Annotated in this window: 17 protein-coding genes; 9 read left to right on the top strand and 8 right to left on the bottom strand. The window is 62.4% G+C overall.

Annotated features, from left to right (window positions below; translation table 11 throughout):
• Positions 1–444 precede the first annotated feature (444 nt).
• From TM1040_RS17755 to TM1040_RS17735, 5 genes are all read right to left on the bottom strand, one after another.
• On the bottom strand, positions 445–1077 hold the full coding sequence (locus TM1040_RS17755; RefSeq protein ID WP_011539979.1) for a queuosine precursor transporter: 633 nt from the start codon (positions 1075–1077) through the stop codon (positions 445–447).
• Positions 1078–1231: 154 nt separating this feature from the next.
• On the bottom strand, positions 1232–2158 hold the full coding sequence (locus tag TM1040_RS17750) for an esterase-like activity of phytase family protein (RefSeq protein ID WP_011539978.1): 927 nt from the start codon (positions 2156–2158) through the stop codon (positions 1232–1234).
• Entirely contained in the window at positions 2131–3054 is a 924-nt protein-coding gene (gene mepA, locus TM1040_RS17745) for a penicillin-insensitive murein endopeptidase (protein WP_011539977.1), read from the bottom strand. Before mepA ends, TM1040_RS17750 begins: the two co-directional genes overlap by 28 nt.
• A complete protein-coding gene (locus TM1040_RS17740) occupies positions 3051–4433 on the bottom strand; it encodes an MFS transporter (protein ID WP_011539976.1) in 1383 nt (460 codons plus the stop codon). Before TM1040_RS17740 ends, mepA begins: the two co-directional genes overlap by 4 nt.
• A gap of 50 nt (positions 4434–4483) precedes the next feature.
• A complete protein-coding gene (locus TM1040_RS17735; RefSeq protein WP_011539975.1) occupies positions 4484–5062 on the bottom strand; it encodes an acyl-CoA thioesterase in 579 nt (192 codons plus the stop codon).
• A 134-nt stretch (positions 5063–5196) separates the two neighbouring features.
• On the opposite strand from TM1040_RS17735, the gene TM1040_RS17730 reads away from it, so the two are divergent.
• The 6 genes from TM1040_RS17730 (at position 5197) to TM1040_RS17705 (ending at position 11707) form a co-directional block, all read left to right on the top strand.
• Positions 5197–5484, top strand: a complete 288-nt coding sequence (locus tag TM1040_RS17730; protein ID WP_044027283.1) for a YggT family protein — start codon at positions 5197–5199, stop codon at positions 5482–5484.
• A 128-nt stretch (positions 5485–5612) separates the two neighbouring features.
• A complete protein-coding gene (gene recQ, locus TM1040_RS17725) occupies positions 5613–7652 on the top strand; it encodes a DNA helicase RecQ (protein WP_011539973.1) in 2040 nt (679 codons plus the stop codon).
• 101 nt (positions 7653–7753) lie between these two features.
• Positions 7754–8509 (top strand): YaaA family protein, encoded by a 756-nt coding sequence (locus TM1040_RS17720; protein WP_011539972.1) that lies wholly within the window; start codon positions 7754–7756, stop codon positions 8507–8509.
• Between the two features lie 3 nt (positions 8510–8512).
• Positions 8513–8941 (top strand): Lrp/AsnC family transcriptional regulator, encoded by a 429-nt coding sequence (locus TM1040_RS17715; RefSeq protein ID WP_011539971.1) that lies wholly within the window; start codon positions 8513–8515, stop codon positions 8939–8941.
• Between the two features lie 127 nt (positions 8942–9068).
• Positions 9069–10190, top strand: a complete 1122-nt coding sequence (locus TM1040_RS17710) for a saccharopine dehydrogenase family protein (RefSeq protein WP_011539970.1) — start codon at positions 9069–9071, stop codon at positions 10188–10190.
• Between the two features lie 8 nt (positions 10191–10198).
• On the top strand, positions 10199–11707 hold the full coding sequence (locus tag TM1040_RS17705) for an L-piperidine-6-carboxylate dehydrogenase (RefSeq protein WP_011539969.1): 1509 nt from the start codon (positions 10199–10201) through the stop codon (positions 11705–11707).
• Between the two features lie 118 nt (positions 11708–11825).
• Here TM1040_RS17705 and TM1040_RS17700 read toward each other — a convergent pair whose 3' ends face one another.
• The 3 genes from TM1040_RS17700 to TM1040_RS17690 all read right to left on the bottom strand — a co-directional run bounded on the left by TM1040_RS17700 (position 11826) and on the right by TM1040_RS17690 (position 14598).
• Positions 11826–13379 (bottom strand): DUF427 domain-containing protein, encoded by a 1554-nt coding sequence (locus tag TM1040_RS17700; RefSeq protein ID WP_011539968.1) that lies wholly within the window; start codon positions 13377–13379, stop codon positions 11826–11828.
• Between the two features lie 252 nt (positions 13380–13631).
• Entirely contained in the window at positions 13632–14333 is a 702-nt protein-coding gene (locus TM1040_RS17695) for a winged helix-turn-helix domain-containing protein (protein WP_011539967.1), read from the bottom strand.
• Positions 14305–14598 (bottom strand): hypothetical protein, encoded by a 294-nt coding sequence (locus TM1040_RS17690; RefSeq protein ID WP_011539966.1) that lies wholly within the window; start codon positions 14596–14598, stop codon positions 14305–14307. Before TM1040_RS17690 ends, TM1040_RS17695 begins: the two co-directional genes overlap by 29 nt.
• A gap of 178 nt (positions 14599–14776) precedes the next feature.
• Between TM1040_RS17690 and TM1040_RS17685 the strand changes: the two genes are divergently transcribed.
• From TM1040_RS17685 to TM1040_RS17675, 3 genes are all read left to right on the top strand, one after another.
• Entirely contained in the window at positions 14777–15244 is a 468-nt protein-coding gene (locus TM1040_RS17685) for a hypothetical protein (RefSeq protein WP_011539965.1), read from the top strand.
• Between the two features lie 115 nt (positions 15245–15359).
• Entirely contained in the window at positions 15360–15977 is a 618-nt protein-coding gene (locus TM1040_RS17680) for a ribonuclease HII (protein ID WP_044027279.1), read from the top strand.
• Between the two features lie 108 nt (positions 15978–16085).
• Entirely contained in the window at positions 16086–17192 is a 1107-nt protein-coding gene (locus tag TM1040_RS17675) for a site-specific DNA-methyltransferase (protein ID WP_044027278.1), read from the top strand.
• The last annotated feature ends 148 nt before the right edge of the window (positions 17193–17340 follow it).

Genomic DNA, 17340 nt, shown 5'->3' with positions numbered 1-17340 from the left:
CAGGGGGACTGCGCGCAGCTTGCGGGATGGGCGCGCGTGTCTCTTGCAGGCGATCCCCCGCCAGCGTCACAGGGGCGGCTCAAGCCCATACCCTGCAACACGCATCGAAATGCCAAGACTATATCGAGCCTAGATACGGAACAGGATACGGAAAAGGGCCACGCCCATAAGGCGCGGCCCTTCCGAAAGTCTATGAGAGCAAAGGCAGGTTAGGGCGCTGTCACTTCAGTTTCTCCTGACGCAGTATCAGGCAGTATCAGCCTGTGCAGACCCAGCCGGTTGGCCGCTGCCAGAGAGGGCTGCCTCAGTGGCGGACCGCTCCGGTGGTTGCTGCTCCTTGCTCCAATCCCTTTCTTGACACTGGATCACCTCCTTTTCTCTCTGTTTCTGTTGCCTTCAGGTTGGCACGGAAAAGTCGGATCTCCAAATGAAATTCGCGCGAAATCACGCTTTGCTGGGTTGGCCCTGCGTTAAACGCGCAACAATCAGGCGGAAGGGGATCAGCGCGATCAGCGCCAGCGACAGTTTCACCAGCCAGTCGGCCACGGCGAGCGACACCCACAGGGGCGCAACCGGACCAGCGCCCAGAAGCGGCAGCATTTCACCGGCCCAGGAGACGTCATTTGCGGGCTCAAGGAAGGTCAGCGCGCCGGAGAAGGCGATGGTGAAAAAGATCGCGGTATCAAGCGAAGAGCCAATCAGCGTCGAGGCCAACGGCGCGCGCCACCATTTGCCGCCGCGCAGGCTGGCAAAGATCGCCACATCCGTGAGCTGCGCCAAAAGGAACGCCAGACCAGAGGCCACCGCGATGCGCAGGGTCACAAGCGGGCCGAACTCGCCCATAATCTGCGTGCCAATGAGCGAGCAGATCACGCCGACCACAAACCCGGCCAGCACGACCTTGCGCGCGGGGCCTGCGCCATAGACGCGGTTGGTCACATCGGTAACGAGGAAAGCGATGGGATAGGTAAACGCGCCCCAGGTCAGCCAGTTGCCGAACAGGAATTGCACGAGAATGTTGGAGGCCACCACAACGGCAGCCATGGCGAGAACGCCAGGAAGATAGGTGCGGGTCATGTACAGTACCGTTTTTTAGACAAGGTCGCGGAGACTTGTGCGCCCCCTCAGGAGCGCGAAAGATCGCCTCGTTTATGCAGATCCAGAGTCGATTGCAAGCCAATACGCCCATATTTTATGGGGCGCTGCGTGTCTGGCTGGACGGGGACAGGGCTCAGGGGCGCGCGGGCAGATCGTATTCCACCAGCTCCGTGCGCTGCACCCAAAAGAAATTATCGTCTGAAATCATCGTGGCGCGCAGATTGCCGGATGGGGTGCGCCAGATGCTCAGCCCCTCAAGGTTGTCGTGGCGGGCCAGCGGCGTATTGAGCAGGATCTCCCCGCCACCGAGCCCCTTTGCAGTGAGGTCAAAGCGACGCAGGCGGCTGCGAAAGCCGATCTTTGCGAACTTCCGCTCCAGCACATAGAGCGCGCCATCGGGGCCAAAATCCGCCCCCACGGGCAGGAAGCCATCCGCTTCGGGGTAGGGCCCAAGCCCCTGCCAGCCCTCGGCCCCGGACCAGCGCCAGACTCTTGAGACATTTTTATTGCGCGGCGGGCTTTCGGCTATCAGGACCAGATCGCCCTCGGGGCTTTGGGCCAGCGCTTCAAAGGACGCGTTGAAAGAGAACCGCCGAAATCCTCTTGGTGAGGGCAGTTGGCGCACCTCGGTTGCGTTGTACTCCAGCACCCGATGGGGGCTTTCAAAAGAGACAAACATCTGCGCGCCCTGAACCACGAGGCCCTCGCTGTCTTCGACATCCTCGGGCATCCGCGCGCCGCCCGCGTTGCGCAGACGGTGTTGTTCGGTCATCCGCAGGCCGGTGATGTCGCCGTCCTGCCGAATGATCTCGCCCTTGACCAGATGCGAACGGTCGGTGATCGCGACAAAGCGCGTCCCGTCCTCTGAGAGTTCCAGCCCCGACATGCCCCCGAACCACGGCGCATCTTCGTGCCAGCGGTAGCTTGAGACAAGCCGGGCGCTGTTGCTGTCGGCGTGAGTCACGCTCCAGACGGTGGAGGCCGCAAGGGCAGCCGCGCAGAGAGCGACCAAGAGGCCGATCGCGACGGAGGCTAGTCGGATGAAAGAACGGCGGCGCATTGCTGAGGCAGATCCGAAAGGGTGTAATCCCTGCGCGGTTTAGGCTTTGGCGCGTTCGGGTCAACCGGTTTTGGGGGCGGCGGGTTCAGGATATTGGCGACCCACTGGCGCGCATCATCGCAGCCATCCCCGCGTGGCGGCGGATCCTGCTCGACACAGCCACGGGTGCCACGAGGACAATTCAGACGCACATGGAAGTGGTAGTGATGCCCCCACCACGGCCGGATCTTGCGCAGATAGCTTCGGTCGCCGGTCTCGGTGTCGCACATTTTGACCTTGGCGCCGGGAAAGACAAAGATCCGCGCCACTCGGGGGTCGGAGGCGGCGGCCTTCAGGATCGCGTGATGCTGGGCGCTCCAGTTGTCGTTCACATAGGCACCACTGGCGCGGCGCAACGAGATCGACGAGATATTCTCGCGTGCCTCGCGGCTGAGGTCGAGCCGGTCGGGGGGCAGCATCCAGATGTCGGCATCAAGGCCGATCTGATGGCTGCGATGGCCCGACAGCATCGGCCCGCCCCGCGGCTGGCTGATGTCGCCCACATAGAGCCCCTGCCAGCCCGGCTGTCGTGCCGCAACACGGCTCAGGTCCTGAATGAAATCAATGGTTTCGGGGTGGCCCCAGTTGCGATTGCGACTGAGGCGCATGGCCTGCCAGGTGGGGCCGGTTTCCGGCAGTTGTGCCGCGCCTGCGACACAGCCTTTGGCATAAGATCCCAGTGGCGCGGGGCGCTGGGCGGAGGGGCCGCGTTTTGCGCCGAACAGCTGTTTGGCCGGCACGGTGGAACTGGCGGCCTTGTTGGCGAAGGCGGCGGCAGAGGGGCGTGGGCTGTCTTGCGCCGGGGCGCAGGCCGCAAGCACAAAGGCCGCGAGGGTGATATGTCGCAATAACCTCAAGACTGATCTCCTTCACCATCCACCCAAAGCAATAAAAGCAGACCGAGGGCAAAGAGCGCAATCACTGGTGTAATGCCAAGGCGTGCACTGCCCGTCAGTGTTGTCATAAGGCCGATGAGCGCAGGCGCGACAAAGGCGGTGGCCCGGCCGGAAAGCCCATAAAGACCAAAGGCTTCGGTAGCTGTCTCCGGGGTGGTGTGGCGCACCATCAGGGTGCGGCTGGTGGCCTGCAGAATTCCGCCGAAACCGCCGATCAGCACGCCACAGGCGAAGAAGATCTGATCCGGCAGACCGGAGCTCTCTGCCAAAGCGACGCCAAAGACCTCCGTCCGGGTCATGTTGACGACGATGAGGCACACAAGGCTCAGCACCAGAATGGCCAAGACAATCACGGGTTTGGGGCCAAACCGCGCATCGGCAAGCCCGCCTGCCCAACTGAACAGAGCGGCAGAGATCGCGGCGATGATGCCAAAGATCCCGATCTGGGTAATCGACCAATCAAGCACCAACCCCGCGTAGACGCCGCCAAACCCATAGAGCCCGTTGAGCGCATCGCGGTAGAGCATCGACGACACCAGATAGCTGGTGAGGCTCTTGCGATGTTTCAGCCCCTTGACCGAGGCGACCACCATCGACACCGCCCGCCCAAGGCTTGCCGTGCCGCGCCGGGGGGTGCGCGGATCGCGGACCCAGGCAAAATAGGGGATCATAAAGGCCACGAACCAGATCGCCACAAAGGGCCCCACCGCGCGGGTGCCTTCGCGGGCGCTGGCGTCGAGGCCAAGAATGGGATCAAGGCCGATCAGCGTCTTGCCGCTGTCCTGTTCGACAAACAGCAACAGCATGATGAACAGCGACACCACCCCGCCCAGATAGCCAAAGGCAAAGCCAGAGCCCGAGAGCGCGCCGACCTCGTCCTTGCTGCCCAGCGAAGGCAGCTGCGCATTGACAAAGATCAGCGCAAACTCTGCACCGATAAAGCCCACGCCAAAACTGATGAGCATCCACCACAGATTGCTCCCCGCAGGATCCATGAACCACAGCCCCGCAGCGCCCAGCACATAGGCAATGGAAAACCCGATGATCCACGGCAGCTTGCGTCCGGCGATGTCCGCCAATGCGCCAAGAAAGGGCGCCGAGAGGCCGATAATCAGCCCGGTAATGGTGAGGCAGAGCGACCAGCTCGATTGCGCGGCGGCCTTTGCGGCCTCCCCCTCGAGGCCGGTGCCGATGAAATACTGCGTCGCACTTGCAGCAAAGAAGGGACCAAAAACAAAGGTGACTAGCAGCGTGTGATAGGGCTGGCTGGCCCAGTCAAAAAACCACCACCCCCAGATGCGCTTGCGCAGGGGAATACTCTGCAGTGACTGCTCTGTCATACCTGTCCTCAAATGCTTTGGTGCATTGTTTGGACCAGCTATGACAGGGGTCAGGAGGCGCTGGCAAGCGCCACGTCACCTTTGTCGGCGGATGACTCTGCCATCGGAGGCCAGGGCCGCAGGTCTTCGGCGGCGCACCAGGCCTTGACCCACTCGGGCAGATCCGGGCTCTGGATGTCTTGTCCCCAGGCCTTGATGACCCGCTCGGGAGGTACGATACCGTTCTTGTCGGTGACCACCGTGCGCAGCAATGCGTGGTTGGCGCATTCGCCGTTGGCCTTCCACATGCCCTGTTCCACATAGATGAACCGATCGTCCCAGCCGATCGCGCGGCTTTTCATCTCGAACCGCTCCATCGCCTTGATGCGGCGGCGATAGCGTACCGAGGCACCCGCAACGGCCACCGCCCAGCCTTCGCGTTTGAGAACACCCGCAAGTCCCGTGCGCAGGGTCAGCATGGTGCGCCCAAGATCATAGAGCGTCAGCGTGCGGCCATTGTTGAGTTCAAGCCAGATATCAAGATCCCAGGGCCAGCAGTGATGGCGCGACACATGGGTCTCAAGCGGGCCAAGGCGGGGCTGGCGGCTGGCAAGGGCGGCATCTTTCAACAGGCGGACAATTGGGTACATCTAAACGCTCCGGTTTACTTCTCTTCTACATGCCACCTGTTCACCACACGTCAACCTAAGACCTCGCGGAAGGGTTGCGAAAATCTGTGCAGATGATTACCTCAAATGCGAAATCAGACGAGGACCTGACACCGATGATGGCAATCTATGGACCGCTTCAGCTGATCCTGAGCGTTGTGTACTTCATCATGATCGTGCACATCATCATGAGCTGGCTGATCAATTTTCAGGTTCTGAACCTGCACCAGCAGTTCGTGGCGCAGATCTGGTATGGCATCAACCGCCTGCTGGAGCCGATCTACACGCCGCTGCGGCGCATTCTGCCCAACACGCATCCGTTGGATCTGGCGCCGCTTGCGGCCTTGCTCATCGTGATCTCTCTGCGCGCCTATATCCTGCCGACGCTGTTTGGCTACATGTGATCTCTTGGGCTGCGGCGGCTTTGCCGCGGCTTGGGCGCCGCTTCTGGGCTGAGGCCCTCTTGCCCCCCGATTCCAGCTGTGGGATTGTGCCGCTCATAACCTGAGCAGACCAACCCACAGGCCCCCGCATGCACGACGCAATCCCCCTGTTGCGCGATATCTTTGGATTCGATGACTTTCGTCCCGGTCAGGAGGAAATCGTCGAGGCCGTGAGCGCGGGCGAAAACGTGCTCGCGATCATGCCCACGGGGGGTGGTAAATCCCTTTGTTATCAGTTGCCTGCGCTGCGCCGCGCGGGGATCACGGTGGTGATCTCGCCGCTGATTGCGCTGATGCGCGATCAGGTCCGCGCCTTGCAGGAGGCCGGGGTCTGTGCCGGGGCGCTTACTTCTGGCAATACGGAAGAAGAGACCGAGGCGGTCTGGAACGCCATCGAGGCGGGCGAGCTGAAGCTTTTGTACATGGCGCCCGAACGGTTGGCGGCGGGCAGCGCCATGGGCATGCTGCGCCGGATTGGTGTCTCGCTGATCGCGGTGGACGAGGCCCACTGCGTCAGCCAATGGGGCCATGATTTCCGCCCGGATTACCTGCGCATCGGCGAGCTGCGCCGCGCGCTCGACGTGCCCTTGGCAGCCTTTACCGCCACGGCAGATCAGGAAACCCAGGCCGAGATCGTCCAGAAACTGTTCGACGGTGAGGCGCCGCGCGCCTTCTTGCGCGGCTTTGACCGGCCCAATATTCACCTCGCCTTTGCCGCCAAGGACAGCCCGCGCAAACAGATCCTCGAGTTCGCCGATGCGCGGCGCGGCCAGTCGGGCATTGTCTATTGCGGCACCCGCGCCAAGACCGAGGACATCGCCCGCGCGCTCGAGGCCTCTGGCCATGTCGCCTGCCATTATCACGGCGGCATGGAGGCCGAGGACCGGCGCATCGTCGAGACACGTTTCGCGCGCGAGGATGGGCTGATCGTGGTGGCTACGGTGGCCTTTGGCATGGGCATCGACAAGCCCGACATCCGCTGGGTCGCCCACGCCGACCTACCCAAGAGCATCGAAGCCTATTATCAGGAAATCGGCCGCGCCGGCCGCGATGGGGCGCCCGCCGAGACGATGACGCTCTTTGGTCCCGAAGACATCCGCCTGCGCCGCAACCAGATTGACGAGGGGCTTGCACCGCCCGAACGGCGCGGCGCGGATCATGCGCGGCTCAACGCATTGCTGGGGCTGGCGGAGGCCATGAGTTGTCGCCGTCAGAGCCTGCTGAGTTATTTTGGTGAAAATCCAGAGCCTTGCGGCCATTGCGATCTGTGCGACACGCCGGTTGAGACCTTTGACGGCACCACCGCCGTGCGAAAGGCGCTCTCGGCCATTCTGCGCACCGAGGAGACCTATGGCGCGGGGCATCTCATTGACATTCTGATCGGCAACGCCAACGACCGCGTGCGCCAGAAGGGGCATGACGATCTGTCGGTTTTTGCTTGCGGGCGCGAGCATTCAAAGCCCGAGTGGCAGGCGATTTTCCGGCAGATGATGGGGCGCGATCTGGTGCGGCCGGACCCGGAGCGTCACGGGGCACTCAGGATGACCGAACCGGCGCTGCCGATCCTGCGTGGCGAGGACAGCATCACCCTGCGCAAGGACACCATCAAATCCGCCACCCGCCGCCCGGCGGTCAAGGCGCTGGTCTCGGATGAGGATGCGCCCCTTTTGTCGGCGCTGAAGGCCAAGCGGCGCGCCCTCGCCGAGGCGCAAAAAGTCCCGGCCTATGTGATCTTTCCCGATCGGACCCTCATCGAGATGGCGGAGAACCGCCCGCAAAGCCTGGATGAAATGGCGCGGATTTCGGGCGTGGGCGCCAAAAAGCTCGAGCGGTATGGCGATGCGTTTCTCAGTGTGATCACCGGCGAGGCCGAAGCGCTGCACCCGGCGCGGCGCAAGCTGGCGGGGCGCGCGCAGGGGTCGATTTACGATACACTTCTGGAGGTGCAGGCGCGGCTGCAACGCGGCGAATGCGGCACTCAGAAACCGCTGACTTGCTCGGCCTCGCAACTGGCCAAAGTGGCGCAGATGCGCAGCGATGACGAGAGCGGGATGGAGCGGCTGTTGGGGGAGCGCCGCGCGCAACGGTTTGCCTCGGCGTTTCTGGAGGTCCTGCGCGGCGCGGGCTAGGTCATCGCCCAGATTTGACCGGACCTTGCCGCAGCAGCGCTTGGCACCCGTGCGAATTGCGTTACAACTCTGGGCAAGTTCACCTGACAGGAGTGCAGCCGTTGATTATTCTCGTATCCCCCGCCAAGAAACTGAACGAAGAGCGCGCGCGTGGTCAGGCCACAACGGTGCCGCGGTTTCTGGATCAGGCGGCAGAGCTGGCGGGGGTGGCCCGCACGTGGTCCGAGGATGAGATCGCCAAGCTGATGGGGATCAGTGCGACGCTGGCCAAGCTCAACAAGGATCGCTTTGCGGCCTGGTCCGGTGATGGGCAATGCGCGGCGGGGCTGATGTTTGACGGCGACGTCTACAAGGAGCTGGAGCCCGCCACCTTTGACGATGTGACCAAGGACGCCGCACAGCGGCGGCTGCGGATCCTGTCGGGGCTTTATGGTCTGTTGCGCCCCACGGATGCCATCGAGGCCTATCGTCTTGAAATGGGACGCAAAACGCCGGGGCACCCGGCCGGGACGCTCTATGGGTTCTGGGGCGACAAGATTGCCGCGGCCATCGTGGAAGAGGCCCGCGAGCTGGGTGTGGGCAGCGTCCTGAACCTCGCCTCTGAAGAATACGCCAAGGCAGTCCCGCCCAAAGCGCTGGGCGATCTGACGCTGATCAGCCCGCGCTTTGAAGAGGAGCGCGGCGGCAGTCGCAAGGTGATTGGCGTTGCGGCCAAGCGCGCGCGTGGCGCAATGGCGCGCTGGGTGCTGGAGAATGGCATCACTGAGGCGGATGACCTCAAGGGGTTCACGGTTGGGGGCTATGCGTTTGACGCCGAGACTTCCGCGCCGCAGCGCCCGATCTTTGTGCGAGGCTGATCCGTGGACGATCTCGACCGTCGGATTGTCGCTGCTCTGCAGCATAATGCCCGCGAGTCCACCACCAAACTGGCGGCCAAGCTGGGGGTGGCGCGCACCACAGTGCATGAGCGCATCACCCGGCTGGAAGAGCGTGGCATCATCGCGGGATATACCGTGGTGCTGCGCGATCCCGACGAAGGTAACCGGGTCATGGTGGTGGTGCTCCTTGAGGTTCAGCAAAAGGAAACCGGACGCATTATCAAGCGCTTGGAGGCCTACCCCGAAATTCGCCAATGCCTGTCGATCAATGGCGAATACGATCTGATGGTTTCGGCCGAGGCACCGCGCATCGAGGATCTGGACATTCTGGTCGATGAGGTCGGGCGCATTCCCGGCGTGCAGCGCACCAATACGCTGGTGGTTTTTGGCCGCCGGATCGATCGCGTCTGACGGTATCTGAACAAATTGACGATTGATCCGTCATAGTGGCGTGATTTTACGTCACTCCGACAATTCCGGCCCTACAAATCGAACAATTGAACCTGCACGCTGCTCTCAAACAGGAGGTGCAGGTCACATGCAATGGAACATCTGTGTTGTGGGCGCGGGCAAGATCGGCCAGGCGATTGCCACGTTTTTAAAGACATCTGCCAACTATCAGGTGACCCTCGCGGATCATGACCTGAATGCGCTGGGCGCGGTGGCGGAGCTGGGGGTGCCGACCCGGCAGATCGACGCCAAGGATCCGGTGTCGCTGGCAAAGGGGCTTCAGGGGTTTGACGCGGTGATTTCTGCCGCGCCGTTCTTTTTGACGCCAATGATAGCGGAGGCCGCAAAAACCGCCGGCGCGCATTATTTCGACCTCACCGAGGATGTGGCCGCCACCGAAGCGGTGCGCAAACTGGCCGAAGGCAGCGAGACGGTGTTCATGCCCCAGAGCGGCCTTGCGCCCGGTTTCGTGGGCATCGCGGGCGCGTCACTGGCGGCAGAATTCGATGAGCTGGACAGCCTGCACATGCGGGTCGGCGCGCTGCCGAAGTTTCCGACCAACGCGTTGAAATATAATCTCACCTGGTCCACCGACGGGCTGATCAACGAGTATTGCAACCCCTGCGATGCCATCGTGAATGGCGCGCGCACCAAGACAGCGCCGCTCGAAGATTACGAGCGTCTGAGCCTTGATGGGGTTGAGTATGAATGCTTCAACACCTCGGGTGGGCTTGGCACCTTGCCAGAGACGCTGGACGGGAAGGCGCGGGCGGTCTCGTATCGGTCGATCCGCTATCCCGGTCACTGCGACATCCTGAAAATGCTGCTGCATGATCTGGGGCTGGAACGCCGCCGCGACCTGATGAAAGAGATTTTCGAGAGCGCATTGCCGCGCACCGATCAGGACGTGGTGCTGGTCTATTGCACCGCGCGGGGCCGCATCAATGGCGAGCTGCGTGAAAAGAGCCTCATCAACAAGAGCTATGCCCGCCAGATCGGCGGCAAGACCTGGAGCGCGATCCAAGTCACCACCACCGCCGGGGTGCTGGGGGTTGTGGATCTGGTGCGGCAAGGCGTCCTGCCCGCGCGCGGCTTTGTAAGCCAGGAACAGGTGAAGCTGCAGGACTTCCTCGAGACAGAATTTGGCCAGCTCTACCGGGCGGGCGACATCGACCACATGACAGACACAACAAAATTGGCAGCTGAGTGATGAAAGACATGGCACGAACAGCAGACGATATCCTGAAGAACCTGGGCCTGACGGCGGCAGAGCTGAGCGGTGGCAGCCGCGCGGTGCGCTCGCCCATTGATGGCAGCACGCTGGCCGAGGTCCACGACACACCCGCAGGCGAGATGCCCGCGATTCTGGACCGCGCACAGTCCGCGTTCAAGGCGTGGCGCGTGGTGCCCGCCCCGCGGCGCGGTGAGCTCATTCGCCTGCTCGGTGAAGAGCTGCGCGCGGCCAAGGAGGACCTTGGCGCGCTGGTCAGCTGGGAAGCGGGCAAGATCACCTCTGAAGGCCTTGGCGAAGTGCAGGAGATGATCGACATCTGCGACTTTGCGGTGGGTCTGTCGCGCCAGCTTTATGGTCTGACGATTGCCTCGGAACGTCCCGGCCACAGCATGCGCGAGACATGGCATCCGGCGGGGCCTGTGGGCGTGATCTCGGCGTTCAACTTTCCGGTTGCGGTCTGGTCGTGGAACGCGGCGCTGGCGATTGTCTGCGGCGATCCGGTGATCTGGAAACCGTCGGAGAAAACACCGCTGACGGCGCTGGCCTGCACCAAGATCTTTGAACGCGCGGTGAAACGCTTTGGCGAGGATGCGCCCGAGGGCCTGCTGCAGATCCTGATCGGCGATGCGGAGCTGGGCAAGGAGCTGGTCGCCAGCCCATCCGTGCCGGTGATTTCGGCCACGGGGTCGACCCGCATGGGCCGCGCGGTGGCACCTGTGGTGGCAGAGCGGTTTGGCAAATGCATTCTCGAACTGGGCGGCAATAACGCGATGATCGTGGCCCCGTCGGCGGATCTGGAAATGGCAGTGCGGGCGATCGTGTTCTCTGCCGTGGGCACCGCCGGTCAGCGCTGCACCTCGCTGCGCCGCCTGATCGTGCACAACTCCATCCGCGCGGATCTGGTGAAGCGCCTGAAGGCCGCCTATGCCGGTCTGCCGATTGGTGATCCGCAGGCCGCGGGCACGCTGGTTGGCCCGCTCGTGGACGAGGCCGCAGGGGATGCGATGATCTCTGCGCTGAAGGCGGCCGAGAGCGAGGGCGGCACGGTGCATGGTGGCGCGCGTGTCACCGAGGGCGTGCCCGCAGGCGGTGTCTATATGGCGCCCGCCATCGTCGAGATGCCCGGTCAGAGCGCGTCGGTCAAAGAAGAGACCTTTGCGCCGATCCTATACGTCATGGGCTATGACGATTTTGAGGACGCGGTGGAGATGCAGAACGACGTGCCGCAAGGGCTGAGCTCCTGCGTGTTCACGCTCAATATGCGCGAGGCGGAGAGTTTCCTCACCGCAGCCGGGTCCGATTGTGGCATTGCCAATGTGAACATTGGGCCGTCGGGCGCGGAAATCGGCGGTGCCTTTGGCGGCGAGAAGGAAACCGGTGGTGGGCGCGAGAGCGGCTCTGACGCGTGGAAATCCTACATGCGCCGCCAGACCAACACCGTGAATTATTCGGCGGAATTGCCGCTGGCGCAGGGTGTGAAGTTCGACATCTAAGGTCGGGCCGGTCCTGATTTGGCTGGCGCACGCGCGCCAGTCCCGCGCCCGTCCCGGTTTTACCTCGGGGCGGGCGTATGTCGTTCAGCGCTATGGTCAGGGCGATGGGGTGTGCGGCTCAGGATGATGCCGCGATGGCAAAGCTCTCGACCGGTTGCGAGACATTGTGCAGTTTCACAAGCCCCAGCGGCTTTGCCTCGGCGGTTTGAGTCAGGATGTCGCGCGACACCACGATGCGATGGCCAATGGTCTTGCCGTAATCGCCAAGACGCGCCGCAATATTGGCGGCCTGACCGATAACGGTGAAATCCAGCCGTTCCTGCGAGCCGATATTGCCATAAAGCACCGACCCCGAAGCAATCCCGATCGCGCATTCCAGATTGGGCAGCGAGGGGCAGGGCGCGATCTCGGCCAGGGCAGCGACGATGTCCTGGGCCGCCTTCAGTGCCTGCGCGCGCGCCTCTGCCGGGTTCTGACCGGCGGGAAACACCGCCAGCACCGCATCGCCGATGAACTTCAGCACTTCGCCGCCGTTTTCATGCACGAGGCCGGATGTGGTCTCGAAGAACTCGTTCAGCAGGGTGACGTATTTGTCGCGCGGCAGGGTCTCTTCGAGCTGCGTGGAGCCGCGCAGGTCGCAGAACATGATCGCGGCGTCGATCTCATCGCCATCGCCGCGGCGGATGTCGCCGCCAAGCACCCGCGCACCGGAGCGTTTGCCCACATAGGTTTCCAGCACCGCCTGCGCGTTTTCGCGCTGCATGAAGACCTCGTAAAAGCGGGCGATCACCGCCGAGCACTCAAAGATCAGGCCCAGATCGGCAGTGCTGAAGCCCTCTGGCGCGTCCGAGGCGAGGGTCAGCACATTGATGCGCCCATCCGAGAAGGGCAGCGGCATGGCGACATAGTCGGTCATGCCTTTCTCGCGCAGATCACGCAGGATCGGGAAATCCTCGGAAGGGACATTGCCAGTGAGCCGGTAGCGCAGGCCCCCAAGCCCCTTGGAGACATGGCGCAGCGGGGAGTTCTTGAACTCCGGTTTTTCGTGAATCTCGTAGGAGGGCGAGAAGGTCTCGACCCCGGCGCCACCTTTTTCCCAGCGATAGTGATGCCCTGCGATGCGCGGATGCAGCGCCCAGGCGAGGATGGTGAGGCGACTGACCGGTAGCCCCTGTTGCTGGAGCCGCTCCACCAGCACCTCGGTAAACGTCTCGGGCGAGGGCAGGAAGGCGGCTTCGCGCAGCAGCCAGTCCACCAGCGGACCAGAGATATTGCCGTCATCTGGCGCCTGAAGGCGATTGTTGCCAAGGTCCAGACGGTCCAGCGCGTCGGGCATGAAGCCCACGTGGCCCTTGATCTGGCGCGCTTCGGGCAGGGTTTCGTCATAGCTCCAGACCGCGCTGCAGAGCTCCTTCTTGCCGGGCAGGATCAGGTCGCGGTAATGCGCCGTGCCCTTGAAGGGGCAGAAAGTGGTCTTGCTGCAGGCCTGATCCATGTCCACCTGCAAGTCTTCTTTGGGGAAGTAGACCACGGGGGGCAGGCGGGTTTCATACATGACCTTGGCACGGCTGCTTTGGGCCAGCAGCGTGTTGCCGTGATAGGCCGAAACCGGGCCGTCCAGTTGTTCCACAAGGATGCCATAGCCGTTGCGCGAGGGGAGCTGAATGTTCATGAGGCGGTGCTCTCCGATAGAAGCCTTCCCAATATGGGAAGGTTTGGGAGGGATTTCCAGACCCCTCTCAACATCTGATAGCATATTTGAGGGATTGCGCCGTGCAAAACACGTCGCCGGGGGGCAGGCCGCGCCTTCGGCGCGGCCTGCCGGGCCCAACGGGCGGATGGGAATTTTCAATTCACAGACGACGGGCGGGAGCGCCCCCGCCTTTTGCGTATCCGGGGTAACGGAGGTGGACCGGGGCGGGCGTCACACCATGCGGATCACATCCTTGTTGATCGCCAGCACATAGCCGCGTTTGGCGATGTTCTTCACCAACAGCTCGCTGATCATCTGATTGCCAAGGGTGTCGCGCAGCCGTTTGATGCGGGTCGCCCCGGCGGCTTCCTCGCAATCATGGCTGGATTTGCCGGAAATCACCGCCTCGATCTCGGCACCCGAGAGCACATCATCATCAAGCCGCGCCTCGGCGAGGACGGAGAGCGTCTCCATCGCGGCCTGGGTGAGCTTGAAGCCCATATTGTTGAGGTAAACGGTGTTTTCCTCGCGGCTGATCAGCAGTTCCGTCACCTGAATCCCGGCACGTTCGATCTGCGCCATGCGCCGGTTCAGCATCACCAGCATTGCCAGCACCACGAGGGCGGCAATCATCATCGCGGTGGCAAAGACCAAAAGCACAAAGATCACCATACGGTAGCTTGCCAGCGTGTCGGCAAAGGCGGTGCCGCTCTGGGCGAGGATCTCCAGCAGCTTGATCTCGGCCTGGGTGGTGAGGTCGTTTTCCACAAAGAGCCGTTCAATGCGGGCATTGAACGCATTGCCGTCCGGCAGGGTCAGAAGCAGCACCGTGCCCGCGACGACCAGAAGGGCCACAATGGCGCCAATCCCAAGCGCGATCACCCGGGACCCGGCGTGGCGGACCTCAGAAACGGAGAAAGTTGCGTCCGGCATCCGCTTTCCTTTGTTCAAGCCCTTCGGGGCCAAAGACGGTCAGGACGTTCAAAAGGGTCCAGCCTGCGCGCGAGAGGCGTTCGGCCACCTCGCCTTTGGCGGCCGCTTTGGAGCAGTCGCCCGACAGCTCCATCACGCCATAATGAAGTTTCAACGGCTGGTCCTGTTTGGCCTTGTAATCGGCGTAACATCCGGCGGCCTGCGCGGGCTGCGCAAGCGCCAGAAGGAGCAGCAAAAGAGCGGGGAGAAGGCGCGTGTGTTTCATGAGGGCATCATGCGGGTGAGGCGGCTGATATTCAATGACAACAGGGCATTGGGACGCTGATATTTGATAACAGGCGGGCGTTATTGCCTGTCTTGCGGCGGCGGGGCGAGGGTCGGGGCATCCGGTTGATCTTCAACCACGACATGCCTTCAGACACAGTTACACAGGATACATTGCCATGACCCGCCTTGCCTCTTCGACCCGCAACCTGCACCGCAAGTTCATCGCTGCCGTGATCGCCACGGCCCTTGTCATCACCGGTTTTTCCGCCGCACCTGCGCGCGCCGACAGTGACGACATCGCCAAGTTCATTGCCGGGGCTGCGATTCTCGGGATCATCGGTGCCGCGATCAACGACCACAAGAAGGACCGGCACCGCCCGCCGCATGTGGACCCCACGCCCGCGCCCAAGCCGCTGCCGCCGCGTGTGCGCCGCTATGATCTTCCGGCGCAGTGTCTCACCAGCATTCGTGTCCATGGCAAGGAGCGCAACCTCCTCGGGATGCACTGCCTGCGCCGCAACTACACGCATGTGAATACATTGCCGAACCGCTGCTACCGCGAGTTTGACAACCGCACCCAGAGCCGTCGCGGCTATCGTCCGGCCTGCCTGCGTCAATACGGCTACCGACTGGTGCGGCTCTAAGCACCAGCGGCACATTCGAGCAGCAGACTGGGGCGCATCTGGCATGCGCCCCTTTTTTTGTGCCGCTTTTGGTGCGCCCTCTTGCATGCGCGCGGCAAACGCGCTCAGTGGCGGGATGGACTATCCGGATTTATCACTCGAGGAGGCGGCGCAGGCGCGCGGCTATACGCGGATTGCAGGCGTGGATGAGGTCGGGCGCGGCCCGCTGGCGGGACCGGTCACGGCCGCCGCGGTGGTGCTCGATCTTGCGGATCTGCCCGAAGGGCTCAATGATTCCAAGAAGCTGACGCCGCGCAGACGGGCCGCGCTGGAACCGGAAATCATGGCGCGCGCCTCTTATGCGGTGGCCCATGCCAGCGTCGAGGAAATCGACCACCACAATATCTTGCGTGCGTCACATCTGGCGATGGAGCGCGCGGTGGCCGCCCTCGACCCGCAGCCGGATTACCTGCTGATCGATGGCAATCTGATCCCGCGCGCGCTGCACATTCCGGCCGAAGCGGTGGTCAAAGGGGACGGGCGCTCTTTGTCAATTGCCGCGGCCTCAATTCTGGCCAAGGAAGCCCGTGATCGGATCATGGTGGATTTAGCGCAACAGTTTCCCGGATATGGCTGGGAGCGAAATGCGGGCTATCCGTCGAAACAACACCGCGATGCGCTCATAAAAATAGGGGTGACCCCACATCATAGAAGGTCGTTCAAGCCGGTCCACAAGATATTGTATCAAGAGTGAACCGTAGCCTGCTGATTCAAAAAACAAATTGACCTCGAATCCGGGATGACTCATCTTGTGGATAACCAGAATGAGCGCAAAAGCGCCGTGGTTATCGAGGCAGAGCAAATGAACAAAACCATCGCGAAGGGCGCCGCTACGGCGCTCCCTTTAAACACGATTCTTGATGGCGACTGTATCGAGCGGATGGCAAGCCTGCCGTCCAATTCGATCGACATGATCTTCGCGGATCCGCCCTATAATCTCCAGCTCAAAGGGCAGTTGCACCGCCCTGACAACTCCAAGGTGGATGCGGTCGACGACGAGTGGGACCAGTTTTCCAGCTTTGGCGTCTATGACCAGTTCACGCGCGCGTGGTTGAAAGAGGCCCGCCGGATCCTGAAACCCAATGGCGCGCTTTGGGTGATCGGCTCTTATCACAACATCTTTCGCGTGGGCACGGCGCTGCAGGACGAGGGCTTCTGGATCCTGAACGATGTGGTCTGGCGCAAGTCGAACCCGATGCCGAACTTCCGTGGCAAGCGCTACACCAACGCCCATGAGACGATGATCTGGGCGTCGAAATCCGAAGGTGCCAAATATACCTTCAACTACGAGGCGCTGAAGGCGCTCAACGAAGGTATCCAGATGCGCTCGGACTGGGTGATGCCGATCTGTACCGGCCATGAGCGTCTGAAAGATGCCAATGGCGACAAGGCGCATCCGACCCAGAAGCCCGAGGCGCTGTTGCACCGTATTCTGGTGGGCTCTACCAACCCCGGTGACGTGGTTCTGGACCCGTTCTTTGGCACCGGCACCACCGGCGCGGTGGCCAAGATGCTCGGGCGGGAGTTCATCGGCATCGAGCGCGAGGAAGCCTATCGCAAGGTTGCCGAAGAGCGCATCAAGAACGTGCGCAAATTTGACCGTGAGGCGCTGCAGGTCTCGGCCTCCAAACGGGCAGAGCCACGGGTGCCCTTTGGCCAGCTGGTTGAACGCGGCATGCTGCGTCCGGGCGAGGAGCTCTATTCGATGAACCGACGCCACAAGGCGAAGGTCCGCGCGGATGGCACCTTGATCGGCGACAATATCAAGGGCTCGATCCATCAGGTCGGCGCGCATCTTGAAAATGCGCCCTCCTGCAATGGCTGGACCTACTGGTGCTTCAAGAAGGACGGGAAGACCGTACCGATTGATGTGCTGCGCCAGCAGATCCGGGCGGAAATGCAAGCCTGACCGGCGCTTAGCCGAATTCCGAATTTATTCGAACGCCGACAGCGCGCTGCCCAAGGGTTCAGCGCGCTGCACCTTGCCCCGCCGGTCTGGCGGGGTTTTTTGCATGTGACGCGACAAATGGCGCGTGTGCCTGCGCGGTTTTGGCGAT

The organism is Ruegeria sp. TM1040, from assembly GCF_000014065.1.
GTDB lineage: Bacteria > Pseudomonadota > Alphaproteobacteria > Rhodobacterales > Rhodobacteraceae > Epibacterium.
The sequence above is the reverse complement of the archived record's forward strand: the minus strand, read 5'-3'. Positions and strand labels throughout refer to the sequence as shown.

Bases quoted from the DNA above. Each gene is read 5' to 3' on its own strand.
- TM1040_RS17675 (WP_044027278.1), top strand. From the start codon at position 16,086: ATGAACAAAACCATCGCGAAGGGCGCCGCTACGGCGCTCCCTTTAAAC.
- TM1040_RS17705 (WP_011539969.1), top strand. From the start codon at position 10,199: ATGGCACGAACAGCAGACGATATCCTGAAGAACCTGGGCCTGACGGCG.
- TM1040_RS17680 (WP_044027279.1), top strand. From the start codon at position 15,360: ATGGACTATCCGGATTTATCACTCGAGGAGGCGGCGCAGGCGCGCGGC.
- recQ (WP_011539973.1), top strand. From the start codon at position 5,613: ATGCACGACGCAATCCCCCTGTTGCGCGATATCTTTGGATTCGATGAC.
- TM1040_RS17740 (WP_011539976.1), bottom strand. From the start codon at position 4,433: ATGACAGAGCAGTCACTGCAGAGTATTCCCCTGCGCAAGCGCATCTGG.
- TM1040_RS17750 (WP_011539978.1), bottom strand. From the start codon at position 2,158: ATGCGCCGCCGTTCTTTCATCCGACTAGCCTCCGTCGCGATCGGCCTC.
- TM1040_RS17685 (WP_011539965.1), top strand. From the start codon at position 14,777: ATGACCCGCCTTGCCTCTTCGACCCGCAACCTGCACCGCAAGTTCATC.
- TM1040_RS17710 (WP_011539970.1), top strand. From the start codon at position 9,069: ATGCAATGGAACATCTGTGTTGTGGGCGCGGGCAAGATCGGCCAGGCG.
- TM1040_RS17690 (WP_011539966.1), bottom strand. From the start codon at position 14,598: ATGAAACACACGCGCCTTCTCCCCGCTCTTTTGCTGCTCCTTCTGGCG.
- TM1040_RS17755 (WP_011539979.1), bottom strand. From the start codon at position 1,077: ATGACCCGCACCTATCTTCCTGGCGTTCTCGCCATGGCTGCCGTTGTG.
- TM1040_RS17700 (WP_011539968.1), bottom strand. From the start codon at position 13,379: ATGAACATTCAGCTCCCCTCGCGCAACGGCTATGGCATCCTTGTGGAA.
- TM1040_RS17735 (WP_011539975.1), bottom strand. From the start codon at position 5,062: ATGTACCCAATTGTCCGCCTGTTGAAAGATGCCGCCCTTGCCAGCCGC.
- TM1040_RS17730 (WP_044027283.1), top strand. From the start codon at position 5,197: ATGATGGCAATCTATGGACCGCTTCAGCTGATCCTGAGCGTTGTGTAC.
- TM1040_RS17695 (WP_011539967.1), bottom strand. From the start codon at position 14,333: ATGCCGGACGCAACTTTCTCCGTTTCTGAGGTCCGCCACGCCGGGTCC.